Raw genomic sequence first — 20,875 nt, 5'->3', positions numbered from 1 at the left:
GTTAATTGACACTCAAGGCATTACGAATCGCGACTAGTAAAAAGAAACTCGGAAATTCCTTTTGAATAGTCGCGACCTTTTGGTCGACGTGGTTGACTGTAATGCTATGAGCTTTTGAGAAAACCTCTTACAAGGTTTAGCCGCCAGTATTATAACGGCATAAGTCTAATTTGGCTAAATTTAGGCAACAAAAAAGGGGCATAAAGCCCCTTTTTAGACAAACTGCTATGCAGTCGCTGATTAGCGACGTAGGCCTAGACGTTTGATTAGGTCTTGGTAGCGAGCTAGGTTTTTACCTTTTAGGTAATCTAGAAGCTTACGACGACGAGAAACCATGCGTAGAAGACCACGACGGCTGTGGTGATCGCCTTTGTGCGCTTTGAAGTGACCTTGTAGGTGGTTGATAGAAGCTGTAAGTAGAGCTACTTGAACTTCTGGTGAACCAGTGTCGCCTTCGCCTTGTGCGTATTCTGCAACGATTGCTGCTTTAGTTTCTGCATTCAGAGACATAATTCTCTCCTAATAAGAGTAGGTTTAAAGTTGTAGCAGCCAATCTCTGATTCAGCCGCTACGCGAAGCGCGGATTATAGGGAAAATTCCTATCTCGTGCAATATAAAAATACCGACACTCAGGTCGGTATTTTCAATCATTTACTTGGATGCAACGTCATCTCGGAACACGACCAATCGCTTAGGAGCGATTTTGCCATCTTCGTTCATTTCGCCAACGCCAATAAACAAGCGTTCTTCACCCATAGTAAGGCGAAGTGAGCCCTCAGTTGGAGCACCAAATACTTGAACGGGCTGCCCATGTTGGACCATATTCGCCAGTTCAGGCACCAAGTTGACTTCTGGTAAGTCTTCTACCGCTGTATCCATTGGCAAAAGCAGTGGGTCCAGTAGCTCTCGAGGCGCTCGTTCCTCGCGGTGAGCTTGCTCTAGCAACTCATTTAGTTGCTCAAGTGTTACCATATTCTCGTAAGGGTATTTAGCAACACCAGTACGACGAAGCATAGTTACGTGCGCACCACAACCTAACATTTCGCCCAGATCATCAACGATAGTACGAATATAGGTACCTTTAGAGCAGTGCACTTCCATCTCTACTTCATCGCCTTCAAAACGGTGAAGAACAATCTCATATACCGTGATCTTACGAGATTCACGCGGAACTTCGATGCCTTTACGAGCGTATTCATACAAGGGTTTACCTTGATACTTCAACGCAGAGAACATGGAAGGCACTTGATCAGATTCACCACGGAACTGATCGATGCACGCTTCTAGCTTGTCTAACGTAACATCGACTGGACGCGTCTCTACAACTTCACCATCCGAGTCAGACGTATTGGTACGTTCACCCAGCTTTGCGATCACACGGTAGCGTTTATCAGAATCAAGAAGAAACTGAGAAAATTTTGTCGCTTCACCCAAGCAAATTGGCAGCATGCCTGTCGCTAATGGGTCCAAGGCTCCAGTGTGGCCTGCTTTCTCAGCAAAGTAGATTCGCTTTACTTTTTGCAGTGCATCATTGGAAGAGATACCTGTTGGTTTGTCCAACAGTATAACGCCATTAATTGGACGACCTTTACGACGACGAGCCATTATTCTTCGTCCTCACGACCAGAATCTTTTTGCTTTTGTTTGTCTGAACTAACGACTTCAGACACTAGGTTAGACATACGCATACCTTCAACAAGCGTATTGTCATAGTGGAAGCGGATTTCTGGCGTTAAACGTAGACGAATACGCTTACCTAACATCATGCGAATGTGCACTTCGTGCTCACGTAGCGCTGCTAGACATGATTCAGGTGTTTGCTCACCCACACACAGGAAGGTCACAAATACTTTTGCGTAAGCTAGGTCACGAGAGACTTCTACGTCTGAGATCGTCACCATGCCAAGGCGAGAGTCACGAACTTCACGTTGAAGGATCATCGCTAGTTCTTTTTGCAGCTGCTGTGCAACGCGCTGCGTGCGGCTAAATTCTTTTGACATATCTTTACTCTTATATAGAAAGAATGGGGGGTTGGTCAAAGCCAGCCCCCCATGGTGTATTCAACAACCAATTACTACTTATCTTTCAAAGACAATATTAGTAATTTTAGTCAATTAGTCTAGAGTACGTTTAATTTCAACGATTTCGAAGACTTCGATTTGGTCACCAACGCGAACATCATTGTAGTTCTTAACGCCGATACCACATTCGTAGCCATTCTTAACTTCTTGAACGTCATCTTTGAAACGACGTAGTGACTCTAGTTCACCTTCGTAAATAACAACGTTATCACGTAGTACACGGATTGGGTTGTTACGCTTGATCACACCTTCTGTAACCATACAACCAGCGATAGCGCCCAGTTTCGGTGACTTAAACACGTCACGAACTTCAGCAAGACCAATGATCTCTTGCTTGAATTCTGGAGCAAGCATACCGCCCATTGCTTGTTTCACTTCATCAATCAATTGGTAAATGATTGAGTAGTAACGTAAGTCAACAGCTGCGGCTTCAACAGCACGGCGAGCAGAAGCATCTGCACGAACGTTAAAGCCAAGGATGATTGCGTTTGAAGCTTCCGCTAGTACTACGTCAGTTTCCGTAATACCACCTACACCAGAACCAACGATGTTCACTTTAACTTCGTCAGTAGATAGCTTAACTAGTGAGTCTGCGATTGCTTCTACAGAACCTTGAACGTCTGCTTTAAGTACAACGTTAAGTTCAGCAACTTCACCAGCAGTCATGTTAGAGAACATGTTCTCTAGTTTAGATTTCTGCTGACGAGCAAGTTTCACTTCACGGAACTTACCAGCACGGTAGTTAGCTACTTCACGCGCTTTACGCTCGTCACGAACTACTGTTGCTTCATCACCTGAAGATGGTACACCTGAAAGACCTAGGATCTCTACAGGGATAGATGGGCCAGCCGAAGTAATTTCTTTACCTAGCTCATCACGCATTGCACGAACACGGCCGTATTCTTGACCACAAAGAACGATGTCGCCTTTGTTTAGTGTACCTGATTGAACAAGTACTGTTGCAACTGGACCACGACCTTTATCTAGGCGAGATTCAACAACAACACCAGATGCCATGCCTTCAGCTACAGCTGTAAGTTCAAGAACTTCAGACTGAAGAAGGATTGCTTCTAGAAGACCATCGATGTTTGTACCCTGTTTAGCAGAGATGTGAACGAACATGTTCTCACCGCCCCACTCTTCAGGAATAACGTCGTATTGAGCAAGCTCGTTCTTAACGTTATCTGGGTTCGCGTCTTCTTTATCGATCTTGTTCACAGCAACAATTAGAGGAACGCCTGCCGCTTTCGCGTGCTGAATCGCTTCTACTGTTTGTGGCATTACGCCATCGTCTGCTGCAACAACAAGAACAACGATATCTGTTGCTTGAGCACCACGAGCACGCATTGCAGTAAACGCTGCGTGTCCAGGAGTATCAAGGAACGTGATCATGCCGTTGTCTGTTTCAACGTGGTACGCACCAATGTGCTGAGTAATACCACCCGCTTCGCCAGAAGCAACGTGTGTGCGACGGATGTAGTCAAGTGTTGACGTTTTACCGTGGTCAACGTGACCCATGATAGTAACAACTGGAGCACGTGGAACTGCTTCCGCGTTAGTGTCACGGTCAGATAGTACCGCTTCTTCCAGTTCGTTCTCTTTACGAAGAACTACTTTATGGCCCATTTCTTCAGCAACAAGTTGTGCTGTTTCTTGGTCGATCACTTGGTTGATAGTCGCCATAGCGCCCATCTTCATCATTACTTTGATAACTTCTGTCGCTTTAACCGACATCTTGTTAGCAAGTTCTGATAGAACGATCGTTTCGCCAATTACAACGTCTTGCTTAGCAACCGTTGCTGACTTATCAAACCCGTGCTGCATTGAAGTCGGCTTAGCAAGTTTGCCCTTACGACCTCTACCGCCACGTTGGTTGTTACGGCCACCGCGAGCTTGGTCGTCTTTACCCGAAGCTGCTTTTTTCTTCTTACGACGACCGCCTTCTACTTTGCGATCTGCTTCATCTTCGGCTTCACGTGCGTATTGTGAAGTCGTTACATGGTAATCTGTATCTTCCATATCACCCTTTTTCTCTTCTGCAGCAGACCAACGCTCTTTATTCTTTTCAGCCAATTCGCGAGCTTCTTCAAGCTTGCGCTGACTTTCCTCTTCAGCCTTACGCTTAGCTTCTTCTTCCTGACGACGTTTAAGCTCGTCGGCCTCTTTTCGCGCTGCTTCTTGCTTAATTTTCTCTTCAGCATCACGCTTTGCTTTTTCTTCAGCATTACGTTGTGCATTCGTATCTACGTCTCGCTTCGCTTTTTCTTCAGCTTCACGTTTCGCTTTTTCTTCCGCTTCACGTTTTGCAGCTTCTTCAGCTTCACGTTTCGCAGCTTCTTCAGCTTCACGTTTTGCAGCTTCTTCTGCTGCACGTTTTGCTGCTTCTTCTGCTTCACGTTGTGCTGCTTCTTCAGCTTCACGTTTCGCTTCATCTTCAATTGTGCTGCGCTTCACGTATGTACGTTTTTTGCGCACCTCAACCTGAACATTCTTACTCTTACCACCACCCGCGTTCACACTAAGTGTACTACGAGTTTTACGCTGAAGCGTAAGGCGAGTCGGCTCTGAATCACCTGATTTATCACCGTGTTCTTTCTTTAAATGAGAGAGAAGCTTCTGCTTCTCTTCATCAGTAACATTGTCAGAGCTCGCCTTTTTAATGCCAGCGTCAGCAAGTTGTTCAATCAAGCGGTCGACTGGCGTACCAATCTCATCACTCAGTGCTTTAACTGTTAATTGTGTCATGCCGCTTCCTCCTTGCCGAAAATTATGCTTCTTCGCCGAACCAACAGATGTTACGTGCGGCCATAATTAGCTCACCTGCACGTTCTTCGGTCAGGCCTTCGATACCTTCTAAATCGTCAATACCTTGGTCAGCAAGATCTTCCAGTGTCGCTACACCTTTCGCTGCCAATTTAAATGCCATCTCACGCTCAAGACCTTCAAGTGCAAGTAGGTCCTCAGCTGGTTCTAGACCTTCAAAAGACTCTTCTTGTGCTAGTGCGATCGTCGTTAGTGCATCTTTTGCACGTCCACGAAGCTCTTCGATTAGTTCTTCATTCAAACCATCGATTTCTAGTAGCTCGTTAACTGGCACGTATGCGATTTCTTCTAGCGTTGAGAAACCTTCTTCAACAAGAAGTTGAGCGAAGTCTTCTTCAATATCTAGGTACTTCATGAAGTTTTCAATAGATGCTTGTGATTCTTCAGCGTGTTTCTTCTGAAGATCAGCAACTGTCATAACATTCAGTTCCCAACCGGTTAGTTGAGATGCTAGACGCACGTTTTGACCGTTACGACCAATAGCTTGCGCTAGGTTGTCAGCTTCAACTGCGATGTCCATTGAGTGTGCATCCTCATCAACGATGATAGAAGCAACATCAGCTGGCGCCATTGCGTTGATAACGAATTGAGCTGGGTTATCATCCCAAAGAACGATATCGATACGCTCCCCACCAAGTTCGCCAGAAACAGCTTGTACACGTGCACCACGCATACCAACACACGCACCTACAGGGTCGATACGTTTGTCATTTGTTTTGACAGCGATCTTAGCGCGAGAACCAGGATCACGTGCTGCGCCTTTCAGCTCGATAATATCTTCTGCGATTTCAGGCACTTCAACACGGAACAGTTCTGCCAACATTTCTGGCTTAGAACGAGTGATGAACAATTGGAAACCACGTGCTTCAGGCGCGACTTTGTAAAGAAGGCCACGTACGCGGTCGCCTGGACGGAAGTTTTCACGAGGAAGTTGGTCATCACGCAGGATTACCGCTTCAGCGTTATTACCAAGATCAAGCACGATTGTGTCACGGTTTACTTTTTTCACGACACCAGTGATTAGATCACCTTCATTGTCGATGAACTGTTCAACGATTTGTGCGCGCTCAGCTTCACGAACTTTTTGTACGATAACTTGCTTAGCAGTTTGAGTCGTAATACGGTCAAACGTTACTGATTCGATTTCGTCTTCTACGTAGTCGCCAAGCTCGATTGAGTCATCTTCGTATTGCGCTGCTTCTAGTGAGATCTCTTTTGTAGGGTTCTCAACGTCATCAACAACTAACCAACGGCGGTAAGTTACAAATTCACCGGTTTTACGGTCAATGGCAACACGTACGTCGATTTCGATTTCGTATTTTTTCTTTGTAGAAGTTGCTAGAGCAATCTCAAGAGCCTCAAAGATACGCTCACGAGGTACCGCTTTTTCGTTCGATACCGCTTCTGCTACCGCTAAAATTTCTTTACTCATTATATTTAGCCTCTAAGCTTAAACTTTTTTAGGGAACTAAAATTTAGGGATCAGGTTAGCTTTGGAAATGTTACTTAGAGCAAACTCTTCTTGCTGACCGTCTACAGTAATTGTCACTGTTTCGCCATCAACACCGTGGATAATACCTTTCCACTTACGACGGTTTGCTACAGCCATTTTCAATACGATGCTGACCTCGTGACCAATAAATTGCTCGTAATGTGCTGCTTTAAAAAGTGGTCTTTCTAAACCTGGAGAAGACACTTCTAGGCTGTAAGCAACAGAAATTGGATCTTCAACGTCTAAAACTGCACTAACTTGGTGGCTAACTTCTGCACAGTCGTCTACGTTAATACCATTTTCATGGTCAATGTAGATACGTAACGTTGAGTGCGCGCCTGCACGAATGAATTCTAATCCAACTAACTCATAACCTGATGCCGCTACTGGCGCGTCAAGCATTTCAGTAAGTTGTCTTTCTAAACCAGTCATTTAACCACTCCAGAAACAAAAAAAGGGCTCAGAGCCCAATCAAAAAACCAAGCAGTATCTGAGCTATTTCAAAAAGCTCAGATAACAAAAAACCCCGATAGTCGGGGTTTTATGCTGCTGGACCCTGATACGTTAAGAATAGCCAACAATTGCTTTTCTTAACTCGTAGTGTGGTTAGCACTACGCAAACTTGCCAATCTACGATTTCCTTTTAAAGAAAGAGATTGGTTGCGGGGGCCGGATTTGAACCGACGACCTTCGGGTTATGAGCCCGACGAGCTACCAAGCTGCTCCACCCCGCGTTCGACTTGCTGAGCATTATACTCGCAAACAAGTGATTTACAAGTTTGTAAATACATGGTGCCGAGAGAGGGACTCGAACCCTCACACCTAAGGCACTAGCACCTCATGCTAGCGTGTCTACCAATTTCACCATCTCGGCATCAAAACCTTACAGCTTATTGAGGAATTTCATCACCCGCAGGGGCAGGAACTTCACTCGCTGCATCCTTAACTTGTTCAACAACTGGTTGACCTAACGTTGGGTCTACCCATTGTGATTCAGTCTGGTGCGTAGACATACGACCAAGTAACAAGCTAACGATAAAGAATACGGTTGCTAAAATAGCAGTTGTTCGGGTTAAGAAATTACCTGAGCCGCCAGCACCAAACACTGTGTTTGAAGCACCAGCACCGAACGAGGCTCCCATATCTGCGCCTTTACCTTGTTGAATCAACACAAGGCCAATCACACCAAGCGCTGCCAACAGGTAAATCACAAGTAGAACTGAAAACATTTTTTCCACCTATGTTCCAAATTGTTGAGCCAGCGCCGTTCAAAAGAATAAATCATTATGAACAAGGCTAGCGACCTCCTAACGGGAGGCGGAGCAATACTAGCGAAAGCCAGTAACGCTGACAAGGGAAAATTAGTAAAAAATCAATGCCAATGCGTTAAGCGCTCAAAAAAAGGGCAAAAGATGCCCTTTTCATTCAAGACATGCTTTAACGCAATGATTAACAACTTGCTTTAACAGCCTCAGCGATTTTCAATGCTGAGTGTTGAACTAGTTCACCATCTTCGCCTTCCACCATAACGCGGATCAAAGGCTCAGTGCCAGACTTGCGCAGCAGTACACGCCCTTTATCACCAAGCGTTGCCTCGACTTCAGCAACAGCGTTTAATACAGCTGTAGCTTCAAGAGGGTTACTTTCTCCTGAAAAACGGACATTTTCTAAAACCTGAGGATATAATGTCATTCCTTGCGATAGTTCATACAAAGACATATCGCTGCCAATTACAGAAGCAAGTACTTGAAGTGCAGCAACAATCGCATCGCCGGTTGTGACTTTATCTAATAAGATCACATGGCCTGAGTTTTCAGCACCAATTTTCCAACCTTTTTCTAGCAGTTGCTCCATGACATAACGGTCACCAACAGCTGCACGTACAAACGGAATGCCTAGCTGCTTTAAACCATTTTCCATACCCAAGTTAGTCATTAGTGTACCAACAACACCACCCTTTAGCTCACCACGACGAAGTGCATCACGAGCGATGATATAAGCAATTTGGTCACCATCAACTTTGTTACCCAAGTGATCGACCATAATGATACGGTCACCATCACCATCAAACGCGAGACCAAGATGCGCTTGCTCTTCAACAACACGCTGTTGAAGAGCTCGTACGTCTGTTGCGCCCACGTTTTCATTAATGTTGATGCCGTTAGGCTCTACGCCCATAGCGATAACTTCTGCCCCAAGTTCTTTGAAAACATTTGGAGCGATGTGGTACGTTGCACCGTGCGCACAGTCTACTACGATCTTAAAGTTCGCAAGGCTCAACTCAGATGGGAAAGTACTCTTACAGAATTCGATGTAACGACCAGCTGCATCATTTAGGCGGGTTGCTTTACCAAGCTCAGCAGACTCCACACATTCAATTTCTTTATCTAACTCAGCTTCGATCGCCAATTCGATATCGTCAGGTAGCTTAGTACCCTCAGAAGAAAAGAACTTAATGCCGTTGTCGTAATATGGGTTATGTGATGCAGAAATCACAATACCAGCCTCGGCACGGAAAGTCTGAGTTAAATAGGCCACAGCTGGAGTTGGCATGGGACCAGTAAATGTTGCTTTAAGTCCCGCAGCTGCAAGGCCTGCCTCTAGTGCAGATTCAAGCATATAACCTGAAATACGTGTATCTTTACCTATGATAACTTTCTTTGTGCCTTGTTTCGCTAGTACACGACCAGCAGCCCAGCCAAGCTTAAGTACGAAGTCTGGAGTGATTGGGTATTGTCCTACTTTACCGCGCACACCGTCAGTACCAAAGTAACGTCTTTCATTCGACATAAACTTTCCTTTATTATTTTTAAATATTGTTTTTCGTCATCTCAACAACTTTCATCGCTTCGATTGTCTCTTCAAAGTCATGCACGCGAATGATCTGCGCGCCTTTCATCGCGGCAATCGTAGCACAAACGACACTTGCGTTCGTACACTCTGCCGCTGGCTTGTCTAACAGTTTGAAGATCATGGATTTACGAGACATGCCAGCCAAAATAGGCAGGCCGAATTCATGAAACTTTTCAAGATGAGCAAGCATATGATAATTGTGTTCGATTGTTTTGCCAAAGCCAAACCCAGGATCGAGAATCAGTTGAGATTTATCAATCCCTGCTGCTTCACACGCCGCGATACGTTCTTCTAGAAAAGCCGACACGTCCCCCATTAAATCATCGTAATGAGGGTCAACTTGCATGGTCCTAGGCTGACCTTTCATATGCATCAGACAAATTGGAAGGTTTGCTTCTGCTGCGACTTCCAGAGCACCTGGCTCTTGCAGCGAGCGGATGTCATTGATCAAATCAGCCCCAGCATCAATTGCTTGACGCATCACTTCTGCTTTACTGGTGTCAACGGAAATCCACACATCATACTTTTCACGAATGGCTTTGATTACTGGGACAACACGCCTAAGCTCTTCTTCCAAAGACACATCCGGTGCACCAGGTCTTGTCGATTCACCACCAACATCAACAATACTTACACCAGCCTTTATCATTTTATCAACTTGAGCAAGAGCAAGTTCAATTGAGTTGTATTTACCGCCATCCGAAAAGGAATCCGGTGTCACATTTAGAATGGCCATGACATGTGGACGCGAAAGGTCCAAAGATTTGTTATTTGCTGTAATCATCATCATAAACACAAAAACCCCGAGATAACTCGGGGTTTAATATTATCGATACTCTTTATTCAGAGTCTTTCTTTTCAGGCGCTTCGTTAGAAGTTGTTCCAGAAGAGCTAGGCTGTTCTGCATCTTTCGCAGTATCCATTGCTTCTTCTTTAACTTCTTGCTTTGCTTGAGGCTTGTCGCTGTCTTCTGGTTTGCTTGCTGAGTTATCACTCCAGCCCGCAGGCTCACGAATTTCAGCTTTGCGCTCCATTAAGTCATCAATCTGGCGAGCATCAATGGTTTCATACTTCATCAGCGCATCTTTCATCGCATGCATGATATCCATGTTCTCTTGAAGAATCTTCTTCGCACGATCGTAGTTGCGGTCAATGATCTGACGAACTTCGTCATCAATCAACTTCGCTGTATCGTCAGACACATGTTTAGTCTGAGTTACACTACGTCCTAAGAACACTTCGCCTTCATCTTCTGCATACAGCAGAGGGCCAAGCTTTTCAGAGAAACCCCATTGAGTAACCATCTTACGAGCAATATCTGTTGCGCGCTCGATATCATTAGAAGCACCGGTTGATACTTTGTCAGCACCGTAGATAAGTTCTTCTGCTAAACGACCACCATACAAGCTAGAAATCATTGATTCTAGGTGTTGGCGAGACATACTCACGCGGTCCTGCTCTGGAAGGTACATTGTTACACCCAACGCACGACCACGTGGAATGATAGACACTTTGTACACTGGATCGTGTTCAGGAACCAAGCGACCAACAATCGCGTGACCCGCTTCGTGGTATGCGGTTGACTCTTTCACTTCCTCAGACATCACCATTGAACGGCGCTCGGCACCCATCATGATTTTGTCTTTCGCCAGTTCAAACTCAACCATAGAAACGTTGCGCTTGTTACCGCGCGCAGCAAACAGGGCTGCTTCGTTAACTAAGTTTGCTAGGTCAGCACCAGAGAAGCCTGGAGTACCACGCGCGATGAGAGAAGGCTCTACATCACCCGCTAGAGGGACCTTACGCATGTGAACTTTTAGGATCTGTTCACGGCCACGTACATCTGGAAGACCAACTACCACTTGGCGGTCAAAACGACCAGGACGCAGTAGCGCAGGGTCTAGCACGTCCGGACGGTTAGTCGCAGCGATAACGATAATACCTTCGTTACCTTCGAAACCATCCATCTCAACGAGCATTTGGTTTAGTGTTTGTTCACGTTCATCATGACCACCACCAACACCTGCGCCACGTTGACGACCTACCGCATCGATCTCATCGATAAAGATGATACAAGGTGCGGCTTTCTTTGCTTGTTCAAACATGTCACGTACACGAGATGCACCAACACCAACGAACATTTCTACGAAATCAGAACCAGAGATAGTAAAGAATGGTACTTTCGCCTCACCGGCAATGGCTTTCGCTAGAAGCGTTTTACCCGTACCAGGAGGACCAACCATTAGAACACCCGTTGGAATCTTACCGCCCAGTTTTTGGAAGCGGCTTGGATCGCGTAGGTAGTCCACCAGTTCTTTCACGTCTTCTTTTGCTTCGTCACAACCAGCAACGTCAGCAAAAGTTGTCTTGATTTGTTCTTCGCTCATCATTCGAGCTTTACTCTTACCAAAAGACATGGCGCCTTTACCACCGCCGCCTTGCATTTGACGCATGAAGAAAATCCATACACCAATTAGTAAGATCATTGGGAACCAAGAGATGAAGATAGTACCAAGCAAGCTTTGCTCTTCTGGAGGCGTGCCTTGTACTTTCACGTTTTGGTTAATTAGGTCATCTAGAAGCTTTTGGTCATACACTGGCATGTAAGTGACCATTTTGGCACCGCCGCCACGACGAACAAAGCTAATTTCACCGTCTTTAAAAGTTGCTTCTTGAATCTGGCCTTGGCCAACTTCCTGTACAAACGTGGTGTAATCCACGGTTCTGCCATTGCTTTCTCCAGGGCCAAAGCTCTGGAATACCGACATCAATACGACGGCGATAACAAGCCACAGAATTAAATTTTTTGCCATGTCACTCAAGGTGTAAGCCTCTCGATAACTAATTGTAATTAAAGGTAGGGTACTACAGTTCATTAACTGTAGCTATAGTGTTAACACGCTCTCAAGAGAGCAAAATGGTTAACCTTTGTAACCAGTGGCTACGACGAAGACCTCTCGAGAGCGAGCTCGCGATGAGTCTGGTTTTCTAATTTTTACGGCTTTAAACATGTCTCGGACTTCTTTCACATACTGATCGAAGCCTTCCCCTTGGAAAACCTTTACGACAAAGCTACCATTAGGCGCTAGAACTTGTCGACACATATCTAAAGCTAATTCAACTAAATACATAGCGCGAGGTTGATCAACAGAATTGTTTCCCGCGATGTTAGGCGCCATATCAGACATTACTACGTCTACCATGGAAGGTTGGATCCTTTCTAGCAAAGCTTCCAATACCGCATCATCACGAAAGTCGCCTTGTAAAAAGCTAACGCCAGCAATCGGGTCCATAGGAAGCAAGTCACACGCAATGATCTGACCACTGTCCCCTACTATCTTAGCAGCATATTGAGACCATCCGCCCGGCGCGGCCCCCAAGTCGACGACTGTCATTCCAGGCTTTAACAATTTATCTTTCGTTTGAATCTCATCGATCTTGAAATAAGCACGTGAGCGGTAGCCTTTTTTTCGGGCTTCATTCGCGTATTTATCATCAAAGTGTTCTTTCAACCAACGACCAGAACTAGCCGAATGTTTTTGTTTACTCATTTTAATCCCAACAAGGCACAAATTGGAGCTATTGTTTTAATAGGCGCTACCTATTACTCAATAAATTATAGTCTTCAGCAATAGATGGCGTTAAAATAGCTTTTTTCAACCCTTATTTTAAAGAAAATTGGCCGCGTAATGAACCTAAGCACCAAACAAAAGCAGCACCTTAAAGGCCTAGCTCACAGTTTAAAACCTGTTGTGCTAATGGGCGCAAATGGACTTACAGAAGCCGTGCTAGCAGAAATTGAAATCGCTCTTAACCATCACGAACTTATCAAAGTAAAAGTTGCTTCGGAAGATCGTGAAACAAAACAGCTAATCATCGACGCTATCGTACGTGAGACGGGCGCTGAAAAAGTTCAGACTATTGGTAAAGTGCTTGTGCTATACCGCCAGTCTGAAGAGCGTAAAATCGAAATCCCTCGTAAGTAACTCTACTTACGTTGCTGAAGAAAAAAGGTCGCCTGAGGCGACCTTTTTGCGTTTTATCAGAGTAGTAATGCTACTCCAAACGACTTAGATATATTCTACTCGGTCAATTTCGAAGTCTTTCGCGCCACCCGGAGTTTGAATAGCAACTTCATCGCCTTCCATCTTACCAATCAGGCCACGAGCAATAGGTGAGCTCACTGAAATGCGACCTGCTTTGATATCGGCTTCGTCATCACCAACGATTTGGTACGTTTTTTCTTCTTCGGTGTCGATATCAATCAAGGTTACGGTTGAACCAAAAATAACTTTACCCGTGTTCTCCATCTTCGTTACATCAATAACTTGAGCAACTGACAGTTTGTATTCAATGTCACGGATTTGTGCTTCACAAATGCCCTGCTCTTCACGAGCGGCGTGATATTCAGCATTCTCTTTTAAATCACCTAGCTCACGAGCTTCAGCAATTGCCTCTGAGATCTGAGGACGTAGTTTAAGTAGACGATCGAGTTCTGCACGTAGCTTTTGCTCGCCACGTAGTGTCATTGGAACTTTTTCCATTTTATAACCTCAAGCCCAAATGGGTCTTTGGACAAAAAAAGCCCACCCTGTCATAGGACTGGGTAGTGCGCTTAAAGATGTATTTCGTTTAGTGTAAACAAACTCCCGGACGAAATCATCTTAATTCGAAAGACAGCAAGACTATGCCTTTTCGGCATAATGATATAACTCACTTTTAGAGCGGTTCTAGGGCGAATCACCTTCTCAATTTATTGAAAAACAACACTGTTCATTACACCAAAAACCTCAAAAAAGATAAAAACTAATCAATGTCAGGCCAATGTCATTGCCAATAATTTCAATCAAAAACAGTAATTTAAATAAAAACAACGCACAATTGAACAGTGTTCATCAGTGGGATTTATATCATTTTACTAACTCATACGGAAACTTTAGCAGTAAAACATGTCCAGCGAGTTGTTAGATCAACGGCTTACAAGTGCGAACTATATCGCTCAATTAGCCAATTTTGGACCAACAACTTGTGAGAGATCACCTCTCCCCCATACAACAATGATTATGGACAGCTAACTAGGACAAATAAGATGAAAAAGACTCTAATTGCTCTTTCTGTATCTGCAGCAGCTATGGCAACTGGCGTAAACGCAGCTGAACTTTACAACCAAGACGGTACTTCTCTAGAAATGGGCGGCCGTGCTGAAGCACGTCTATCTATGAAAGATGGCGACGCTCAAGACAAATCTCGCATCCGTCTAAACTTCCTTGGTAAACAAGAAATCAATGACAACCTATACGGTGTTGGTTTCTGGGAAGGTGAATTTGAGACTGCTCAAAACGGTACTGTAGACGGCGACGACAAGAGCGATCTAGAAACTCGTCTTGCTTACGCTGGTCTTGGCGGTGCTTACGGTGAGTTCGCATACGGTAAAACTGAAGGTGCACTAGGCGTTATCACTGACTTCACAGATATCATGGCTTACCACGGTAACTCTGCAGCAGACAAACTAGCTGTATCAGACCGTACAGACAACATGATGGCTTACAAAGGCCAGTTTGAAAACCTAAGCGTAAAAGCAAGCTACCGCTTCGCTGATCGTATGGAAAACAAAAACACTGGTGAGTACTACGACAACAAACAAGACGGTTACTCTCTATCTGCAATCTACGCTCTAGCTGACACTGGTCTTGAGCTAGGTGCTGGTTACGCAGATCAAGACAAAGCTAACGAGTACATGCTAGCTGCATCTTACACAATGTCTGATCTTTACTTCGCTGGTGTATTCACTGACGGCGAGAAAATGGAAGATTCAAACAACAGTAACACAGTTGATTACACTGGTTACGAGCTAGCGGGTGCTTACACTCTAGGCCAAACAGTATTTACAACATCATACAACAATGCAGAAACTAACAACGAAACTTCTGCAAACAACTTCGCTGTTGATGCTTCTTACTACTTCAAGCCTAACTTCCGTGGTTACATTTCTTACAACTTCAACCTGATTGATGCAGGTGACAAGTTTGGTTCAACTGACACTAGCAAAACAGTTGCAACTAAGATCGATGCTGAAGACGAGCTAGCTCTAGGTCTACGTTACGACTTCTAATTCCGGTCTTTGACTAGAATATCGAATGCCCGCTTTAAGCGGGCATTTTTTATACTTCATTTTAAGCAGCGCGCCTTTCTCTCGTGTCTCATTCATGAAGACATTTGAAGCATTTCTTTAGTTACCTAGCATATTGAAAGGACTTGCGTATACTCAATCACATAACTCACCTTAGAAAGTATCATTATGCGTTTACGTTGGCCCTTGCTCATATTCTCTTCATTACTTTCTGCTTTTTCACAAGCGTACCCTCATCAAGAGGTGTTGCCTGAAGGCGCCCGCATCAGTTTAGTTGCGGAAAAACTCAGTGAAAATGCTGAGCTTGACGGTGTTCATCCTACCGAACAACTGTTCCCACCAGCGAGTACATTAAAAATCGTCACCGCATTAGCCGCAAAGCTAGAACTGGGTGATAATTTCCGGTTTCGAACCAAGCTGGAAACGTCGAACTCAGATGCAGTGATTTACTTTGTCGGCGACCCAACACTCCAAACCAACGACTTAAAATCACTTCTCACTCTAGCTAAGAAAAATGGCTTAAAACGGATTAACGGTGACCTATGGCTCGATAACAGCGCATTCACTGGTTATAACCGTGCGGTGGGCTGGCCGTGGGATATCTTGGGAGTTTGCTACAGCGCTCCGGCATCGACCATCACACTCAATAACAACTGTGTACAAGCCTCTATCTATACACAAAAAGATGGTGGAACGCGGGTCTACGTACCAGAGCATCAACCTATTCGTGTCACAAGTACCGTAGAAACAGTTTCTAAAACCATTAAGAAAAGTCGTCATTGTGACTTAGGTTTAGTTGCAAATCCCGATAACAACTACAAGCTAACAGGGTGCTTGGTTGAAAGAGACAAACCATTGCCACTGAAATTTGCGGTTCAAGACCCTGAGCGTTACACCAGTCAAAGGTTGGCGACTTTGCTCAAGGAGCTCAACATTGGAGTATCAGGAAAGATTAGGGTCGGTACGGCGCCAGAAAAGCAGCGAAAGCTCATCGCAATGCATCAATCAAAGGCCTTACCAGACATTCTTGAAGATATGCTCAAAAACTCTGACAACTTGATTGCCGACACATTAACCAAAACACTTGGTGCTAAATTTTTCGTTCAGCCAGGCAGTTTTACTAACGGTACAGAAGCGATCAAGCAGATCATTTTCGCCAACACTGGTATTGATATTCGTAATGCGCGCCTAGAAGACGGCTCAGGACTTTCGCGAAATAACCGGATCTCCGCGACCAAGATGGCTGAAATGCTGCGCTATATTTGGAAGCATGAAAACGAACTCAAATTGATTGCCATCATGCCGAAATCAGGTGAATCCGGCACATTAAAGTACCGACAAAGTATGCGAAAACTTCCAATTAAAGGACAGCTGATCGCGAAAAGTGGCTCTATCTACGGGACTTACAATATGGCTGGATATGGCTTGGATAAAAATGGTCAACCTAACACCATTTTTGTTCAGTTTGTTTCAGACTACTTCCCAGAAAAACGGGACGACAACACACCTGTCATCGCCCCGATTACACATTTTGAGCAGCTTTTTTACAATGACATTGTGAACTTTAGTCAGGCAATACCTAAGAAATAGTTCACCACGTTAAAGTAAATCCACATTCCTGAAATATCGACGATAGACGCAAGAACTGGACTCACCAATACGGCTGGGTCCAACTTGCAAGCTCGTGCAATAATTGGCAACAGCCCGCCCAATGTTGTAGAAATGGTGACTTGAATGAACAGCGCAACTGCTATTGCCAGTGCGATATCGGTCAGTTCAAAGCCTCCTGTTGATTGTCCTGCACTAAATAACATAATGCGTCCAATCATCACGATAGCGATCGCTAGCGCAATAAATAGAGCGACTCGGCTCTCTTTCCACAAAACTTCTAACCATTGGCGTTTTTTTAACTCTCCAGTAGCAAGAGCACGAATCACCAAAGTTGCTGCTTGTGTTCCTGTGTTACCACCAGCAGCTGCAATCACTGGCATGTACACTGCAAGTAAAACAAGCTGACTAAGGGTGTCCTCATACTGAGCAATGATCAAGCCTGACACTATCCCTAAAAGAGCCAGTGCAATGATCCACCCAATACGCTGCTTCACGTGCCCCAAAACACTAGTCGATAAATAACCATCGGGTGTATCAACTTCAGACATATGCAGACCCAGTTGGTGAGCATAATGACGTGCGCGTTTGTCATGACCTGCTTGCTCAAGTTGAGCAATAAGACTATTCACATAGCCGACAGAGCAATGCTGTAAAATACCTACAGCCTCATCAATCGGCATAACCGTAAGCAAATGGACTTGTTGCTCTTGCTCGTACTGCAAGAATGCATTGCGAGCTGCACCAATTTCTACTTCAGAAAAGTTTGGTGTTGTTTCAATAAAAGTGTTGTTCATTACCGTCATGGCGAATCTCCCGATTGGCATTGGTAACGACCATCGACAAAGCATGAAAAAGCCACTCTCGCACGCTAAAAGTCAGACAACAATTAAGATGCACAGAGAAAACCAATGCGAATGCACTGTCTATTCAGAATGTATGAAGGAAATAACGAGAAGAAAGTTAGAAAAGATGCCTCACCACTTAGGTAAGGCGGAGATCGCCAATACCGAAGCGGGTTATTTCGCTCCCTTAATCTTACTCACCCAACGACTGGGAGGATGGTCGGTATTGTTCATGTAAATCTCCGATAGCGCTGCCATTATTGGCAGCGCAAGTATAGTAGCAAAGTTCATCAGGTATGGAAGTTTTACTTTGCCGTTTTTGCTAAATTTTCATACAAAAAAAGCGCCCTTCGGACGCTTTCATTTGCAGTCATTATGAATTACTGAATAGTAATACGAGCAAATTTACGTTTGCCTACTTGGAACACGTAAGTACCCGCTTCTGGAGCAAATTTGCTGTCCGCAATTTTTTCACCATCAATCTTCACAGCGCCCTGCTTAACCATGCGCATCGCATCTGACGATGATGGACATAAGCCTGCTTCTTTCAACAGATTACTCACTGGGCGACCTGCGTCAAAGTCAAACTCTGGCATTTCATCAGGAATTTGGTTCTTCGCAAAACGGTTTACGAATTCTTGCTCTGCTGCATCGGCATCGGCTTCACTGTGGAAACGAGCAATAATTTCTTTTGCTAGCAATACTTTGATGTCACGAGGGTTTTTGCCCGCTTCTACATCAGCTTTGAATTGAGCAATCTCTTCCAGAGGACGGAAAGAGAGCAGCTCGTAGTAGCTCCACATTAAGTCATCAGAAATAGACATGATTTTACCAAACATTTCGCTTGGCGCTTCGCTGATACCGATGTAGTTGTTTGCTGACTTAGACATCTTCTTCTCGCCATCAAGGCCCACTAGAAGCGGCATCATCAGTACAACCTGAGGTTTTTGACCGTGAGACTTTTGCAGTTCACGACCCATTAGAAGGTTGAACTTCTGGTCTGTACCACCTAATTCAACATCCGTTTCCATTGCTACTGAGTCCCAACCTTGTAGAAGTGGGTACATGAACTCATGAATAGCAATTGGCTGACCACCCGCGTAACGCTTTTTAAAGTCGTCACGCTCTAGCATACGAGCAACGGTTTGGTTTGCCGCAAGGCGAATCATACCTTCTGCGCCCAATTCAGACAGCCACTCAGAGTTAAACTGAATTTTAGTCTTTGCAGGATCGAGAATTTTGAACACTTGCTCTTTGTACGTTTCAGCGTTACGCAATACGTCTTCGCGACTTAGCGGTGGACGAGTTGTGTTTTTACCTGTTGGGTCACCAACCATTGCAGTGAAGTCACCGATTAGGAACGTCACTTCATGACCTAGTTCTTGGAACAAGCGAAGCTTATTGAAAATAACCGTATGGCCTAGGTGAATGTCAGGTGCTGTTGGATCAGCGCCCAATTTAATACGTAGAGGACGGTCTTCTTTTAGTTTTGCGATTAGCTCCTCTTCTGGAATCAGCTCTTCAACACCGCGCTTAATCTCGGCTAGTGCAGCTTCAATGCTCGCCATTCTTGTTCACTCCCACAGATTTGGCAAAAATATAATAGCTGAACATATTACTTGAATAGCGATGCATTTTGAAACACGTTAGACTAGGTAGTTGTCACTTTTTCCGTTTAATTTAGCAATCAAGTACCTCATGCATTCGATTTTTGTCCGACTTCCACTCTTGCACAAAGTATTGATCGGTTTTTTTAGTGCGCTGATTATCTTCGCGCTCTTCTTTTTACCTGATCCGCAAGACCTAGACCCGCAGCAGAGCCGATTAAAAGTTGGTCAACATTATCCTGTGCCAGTTTCCCTCGAACTCAGTGCACTAAATAGTTCATCGCCTGCGGTTCCCGCCGTGCTACGCTGGGAGACATACAAGGTAAAAAATGGCGAGAGTGCTGCCATCTTATTTAGTCGCGTAGGGCTTTCTGCTCGTCTATTACATGAACTGGTGTCATCAGACAAAGAAGTGGAAAAACAGTTAACTCGGCTTCGACCTGGTGACCGATTGCAATTTGGTTTTGACGAAAATAACAACTTGGTGCAGCTAAGAAGAACACTAAGCGCGTTCGAGACTTTTCGTATCACATTAAAAGACGGCAAGTACGTTTCTGAAGTTGATAAAAAAGAAGTCGACTTCCAGTACAACTACGCTGAAGCCACCATCAAATCAAACTTTTGGAATGCAGGAATATCTTCTGGATTAAATGGTAACCAAATCATGGAACTGGCTGGCATATTTGGTTGGGACATCGACTTTGCTTTAGATATTCGTAAAAACGACAGCTTCCGAGTACTTTACCAAGAGGAAGTGGTAGAAGGTGAAGTAATCGGCCGTGGAAAAATCATTGCTGCGATCTTTAAAAACCAAGGCGATACCTTTACCGCAATATTGGATCAGAAAAGTGGCAAGTATTACGACGAAAATGGGCGTGCAATGAAAAAAGCATTCTTACGCGCGCCGTTGGACTTCCGTCGAGTTTCGTCTAATTTCAACCCACGCCGCTTACATCCAGTGACGGGACGCGTTCGTCCTCATAGAGGCACGGACTATGCAGCACCAGTGGGCACCCCGATTTGGGCGGCTGGTGATGGCGTTGTTCAAAAATCGTCTTACAACAAATTTAATGGTAACTACGTTTTCATTAAACATAGCAATACTTACATTACCAAGTACCTGCACTTAACCAAACGTACTGTACGAGCTGGTCAACGCGTTAAGCAAGGCCAAACCATTGGTACGCTTGGCGGAACTGGCCGTGTAACTGGCCCTCACCTGCACTATGAGTTCCTTGTGAATGGTGTCCATAAAAACCCGCGCACGGTGAATTTGCCACAATCTAAATCCCTGACAGGCAAAGCGAGACAAACTTTCATGGCAAACGCGAAAATTAGCATGGACAAGCTTGAACGCTACAGCAAACTGCTAGCAATGAAGTAAGCCAGGTATTGAAAAGGGCAGCGAAGCTGCCCTTTTTGTTTTGTCGATATCA

At 44.7% G+C, this 20,875-nt stretch carries 18 protein-coding genes and 2 tRNA genes; 4 read left to right on the top strand and 16 right to left on the bottom strand.

Translation table 11 applies throughout. From position 1 onward, the window contains the following. Positions 1-240 precede the first annotated feature (240 nt). The 13 genes from rpsO to rlmE form a co-directional block, all read right to left on the bottom strand. Positions 241-510, bottom strand: coding sequence for a 30S ribosomal protein S15 (gene rpsO, locus R7Q38_RS14855; protein WP_005380094.1), 270 nt, complete (start codon positions 508-510; stop codon positions 241-243). A 141-nt stretch (positions 511-651) separates the two neighbouring features. Further along, positions 652-1,605 carry a tRNA pseudouridine(55) synthase TruB gene (gene truB / locus R7Q38_RS14850; protein WP_005380088.1) on the bottom strand — a complete coding sequence of 318 codons (954 nt, stop codon included), beginning with the start codon at positions 1,603-1,605 and terminating at the stop codon, positions 652-654. Continuing rightward, positions 1,605-2,000 (bottom strand): 30S ribosome-binding factor RbfA, encoded by a 396-nt coding sequence (gene rbfA / locus R7Q38_RS14845; RefSeq protein ID WP_005380087.1) that lies wholly within the window; start codon positions 1,998-2,000, stop codon positions 1,605-1,607. Before rbfA ends, truB begins: the two co-directional genes overlap by 1 nt. A gap of 114 nt (positions 2,001-2,114) precedes the next feature. Continuing rightward, positions 2,115-4,826 carry a translation initiation factor IF-2 gene (infB, locus tag R7Q38_RS14840; protein ID WP_005380086.1) on the bottom strand — a complete coding sequence of 904 codons (2,712 nt, stop codon included), beginning with the start codon at positions 4,824-4,826 and terminating at the stop codon, positions 2,115-2,117. A 22-nt stretch (positions 4,827-4,848) separates the two neighbouring features. Further along, positions 4,849-6,336 (bottom strand): transcription termination factor NusA, encoded by a 1,488-nt coding sequence (nusA, locus tag R7Q38_RS14835; RefSeq protein WP_005380084.1) that lies wholly within the window; start codon positions 6,334-6,336, stop codon positions 4,849-4,851. A gap of 36 nt (positions 6,337-6,372) precedes the next feature. Beyond that, the gene (gene rimP, locus R7Q38_RS14830; protein ID WP_005386424.1) at positions 6,373-6,828 is read right to left on the bottom strand and encodes a ribosome maturation factor RimP; all 456 of its coding nucleotides are present in this window, start codon (positions 6,826-6,828) and stop codon (positions 6,373-6,375) included. Positions 6,829-7,053: 225 nt separating this feature from the next. Beyond that, a tRNA-Met gene (locus R7Q38_RS14825) sits at positions 7,054-7,130 on the bottom strand. A 56-nt stretch (positions 7,131-7,186) separates the two neighbouring features. Further along, positions 7,187-7,270 (bottom strand) — tRNA-Leu (locus R7Q38_RS14820). A gap of 16 nt (positions 7,271-7,286) precedes the next feature. Further along, positions 7,287-7,625, bottom strand: coding sequence for a preprotein translocase subunit SecG (gene secG, locus R7Q38_RS14815; RefSeq protein ID WP_005380080.1), 339 nt, complete (start codon positions 7,623-7,625; stop codon positions 7,287-7,289). A 220-nt stretch (positions 7,626-7,845) separates the two neighbouring features. After that, on the bottom strand, positions 7,846-9,186 hold the full coding sequence (gene glmM / locus R7Q38_RS14810; RefSeq protein WP_213987383.1) for a phosphoglucosamine mutase: 1,341 nt from the start codon (positions 9,184-9,186) through the stop codon (positions 7,846-7,848). Positions 9,187-9,205: 19 nt separating this feature from the next. Then, positions 9,206-10,036, bottom strand: a complete 831-nt coding sequence (gene folP / locus R7Q38_RS14805) for a dihydropteroate synthase (protein ID WP_017820419.1) — start codon at positions 10,034-10,036, stop codon at positions 9,206-9,208. Between the two features lie 52 nt (positions 10,037-10,088). Next, a complete protein-coding gene (gene ftsH / locus R7Q38_RS14800) occupies positions 10,089-12,062 on the bottom strand; it encodes an ATP-dependent zinc metalloprotease FtsH (RefSeq protein WP_239938362.1) in 1,974 nt (657 codons plus the stop codon). A 108-nt stretch (positions 12,063-12,170) separates the two neighbouring features. Further along, a complete protein-coding gene (gene rlmE, locus R7Q38_RS14795; RefSeq protein ID WP_005388985.1) occupies positions 12,171-12,800 on the bottom strand; it encodes a 23S rRNA (uridine(2552)-2'-O)-methyltransferase RlmE in 630 nt (209 codons plus the stop codon). A 138-nt stretch (positions 12,801-12,938) separates the two neighbouring features. On the opposite strand from rlmE, the gene yhbY reads away from it, so the two are divergent. Beyond that, positions 12,939-13,235 (top strand): ribosome assembly RNA-binding protein YhbY, encoded by a 297-nt coding sequence (yhbY, locus tag R7Q38_RS14790; RefSeq protein WP_005380066.1) that lies wholly within the window; start codon positions 12,939-12,941, stop codon positions 13,233-13,235. Between the two features lie 84 nt (positions 13,236-13,319). Here yhbY and greA read toward each other — a convergent pair whose 3' ends face one another. After that, complete coding sequence (gene greA, locus R7Q38_RS14785) at positions 13,320-13,793, bottom strand: transcription elongation factor GreA (RefSeq protein ID WP_005380065.1); 474 nt, start codon at positions 13,791-13,793, stop codon at positions 13,320-13,322. Positions 13,794-14,338: 545 nt separating this feature from the next. On the opposite strand from greA, the gene R7Q38_RS14780 reads away from it, so the two are divergent. After that, complete coding sequence (locus R7Q38_RS14780; protein ID WP_005380064.1) at positions 14,339-15,361, top strand: porin; 1,023 nt, start codon at positions 14,339-14,341, stop codon at positions 15,359-15,361. Positions 15,362-15,547: 186 nt separating this feature from the next. Continuing rightward, complete coding sequence (gene dacB / locus R7Q38_RS14775; RefSeq protein WP_017820417.1) at positions 15,548-16,969, top strand: serine-type D-Ala-D-Ala carboxypeptidase; 1,422 nt, start codon at positions 15,548-15,550, stop codon at positions 16,967-16,969. Here the strand turns inward: dacB and R7Q38_RS14770 are convergent. Both R7Q38_RS14770 and tyrS read right to left on the bottom strand, forming a co-directional pair. Beyond that, positions 16,948-17,793, bottom strand: coding sequence for a magnesium transporter (locus tag R7Q38_RS14770; RefSeq protein WP_005380062.1), 846 nt, complete (start codon positions 17,791-17,793; stop codon positions 16,948-16,950). The genes dacB and R7Q38_RS14770 overlap by 22 nt on opposite strands. Before the next feature lie 419 nt (positions 17,794-18,212). Next, positions 18,213-19,400 (bottom strand): tyrosine--tRNA ligase, encoded by a 1,188-nt coding sequence (gene tyrS, locus R7Q38_RS14765; RefSeq protein WP_017820416.1) that lies wholly within the window; start codon positions 19,398-19,400, stop codon positions 18,213-18,215. A 130-nt stretch (positions 19,401-19,530) separates the two neighbouring features. Here tyrS and R7Q38_RS14760 point away from each other — a divergent pair, with 130 nt between their 5' ends. Then, entirely contained in the window at positions 19,531-20,823 is a 1,293-nt protein-coding gene (locus tag R7Q38_RS14760) for a peptidoglycan DD-metalloendopeptidase family protein (protein ID WP_054579093.1), read from the top strand. Positions 20,824-20,875: the final 52 nt, after the last annotated feature.

This window comes from Vibrio sp. Vb0598, assembly GCF_033338935.1.
Lineage (GTDB): Bacteria > Pseudomonadota > Gammaproteobacteria > Enterobacterales > Vibrionaceae > Vibrio > Vibrio alginolyticus.
The sequence above is the reverse complement of the archived record's forward strand: the minus strand, read 5'-3'. Positions and strand labels throughout refer to the sequence as shown.

What these genes read in the sequence shown, in the direction of transcription:
- rpsO (WP_005380094.1), bottom strand. Translation starts at nt 510, where the DNA reads ATGTCTCTGAATGCAGAAACTAAAGCAGCAATCGTTGCAGAATACGCA.
- truB (WP_005380088.1), bottom strand. Translation starts at nt 1,605, where the DNA reads ATGGCTCGTCGTCGTAAAGGTCGTCCAATTAATGGCGTTATACTGTTG.
- rbfA (WP_005380087.1), bottom strand. Translation starts at nt 2,000, where the DNA reads ATGTCAAAAGAATTTAGCCGCACGCAGCGCGTTGCACAGCAGCTGCAA.
- infB (WP_005380086.1), bottom strand. Translation starts at nt 4,826, where the DNA reads ATGACACAATTAACAGTTAAAGCACTGAGTGATGAGATTGGTACGCCA.
- nusA (WP_005380084.1), bottom strand. Translation starts at nt 6,336, where the DNA reads ATGAGTAAAGAAATTTTAGCGGTAGCAGAAGCGGTATCGAACGAAAAA.
- rimP (WP_005386424.1), bottom strand. Translation starts at nt 6,828, where the DNA reads ATGACTGGTTTAGAAAGACAACTTACTGAAATGCTTGACGCGCCAGTA.
- secG (WP_005380080.1), bottom strand. Translation starts at nt 7,625, where the DNA reads ATGTTTTCAGTTCTACTTGTGATTTACCTGTTGGCAGCGCTTGGTGTG.
- glmM (WP_213987383.1), bottom strand. Translation starts at nt 9,186, where the DNA reads ATGTCGAATGAAAGACGTTACTTTGGTACTGACGGTGTGCGCGGTAAA.
- folP (WP_017820419.1), bottom strand. Translation starts at nt 10,036, where the DNA reads ATGATGATTACAGCAAATAACAAATCTTTGGACCTTTCGCGTCCACAT.
- ftsH (WP_239938362.1), bottom strand. Translation starts at nt 12,062, where the DNA reads ATGGCAAAAAATTTAATTCTGTGGCTTGTTATCGCCGTCGTATTGATG.
- rlmE (WP_005388985.1), bottom strand. Translation starts at nt 12,800, where the DNA reads ATGAGTAAACAAAAACATTCGGCTAGTTCTGGTCGTTGGTTGAAAGAA.
- yhbY (WP_005380066.1), top strand. Translation starts at nt 12,939, where the DNA reads ATGAACCTAAGCACCAAACAAAAGCAGCACCTTAAAGGCCTAGCTCAC.
- greA (WP_005380065.1), bottom strand. Translation starts at nt 13,793, where the DNA reads ATGGAAAAAGTTCCAATGACACTACGTGGCGAGCAAAAGCTACGTGCA.
- R7Q38_RS14780 (WP_005380064.1), top strand. Translation starts at nt 14,339, where the DNA reads ATGAAAAAGACTCTAATTGCTCTTTCTGTATCTGCAGCAGCTATGGCA.
- dacB (WP_017820417.1), top strand. Translation starts at nt 15,548, where the DNA reads ATGCGTTTACGTTGGCCCTTGCTCATATTCTCTTCATTACTTTCTGCT.
- R7Q38_RS14770 (WP_005380062.1), bottom strand. Translation starts at nt 17,793, where the DNA reads ATGACGGTAATGAACAACACTTTTATTGAAACAACACCAAACTTTTCT.
- tyrS (WP_017820416.1), bottom strand. Translation starts at nt 19,400, where the DNA reads ATGGCGAGCATTGAAGCTGCACTAGCCGAGATTAAGCGCGGTGTTGAA.
- R7Q38_RS14760 (WP_054579093.1), top strand. Translation starts at nt 19,531, where the DNA reads ATGCATTCGATTTTTGTCCGACTTCCACTCTTGCACAAAGTATTGATC.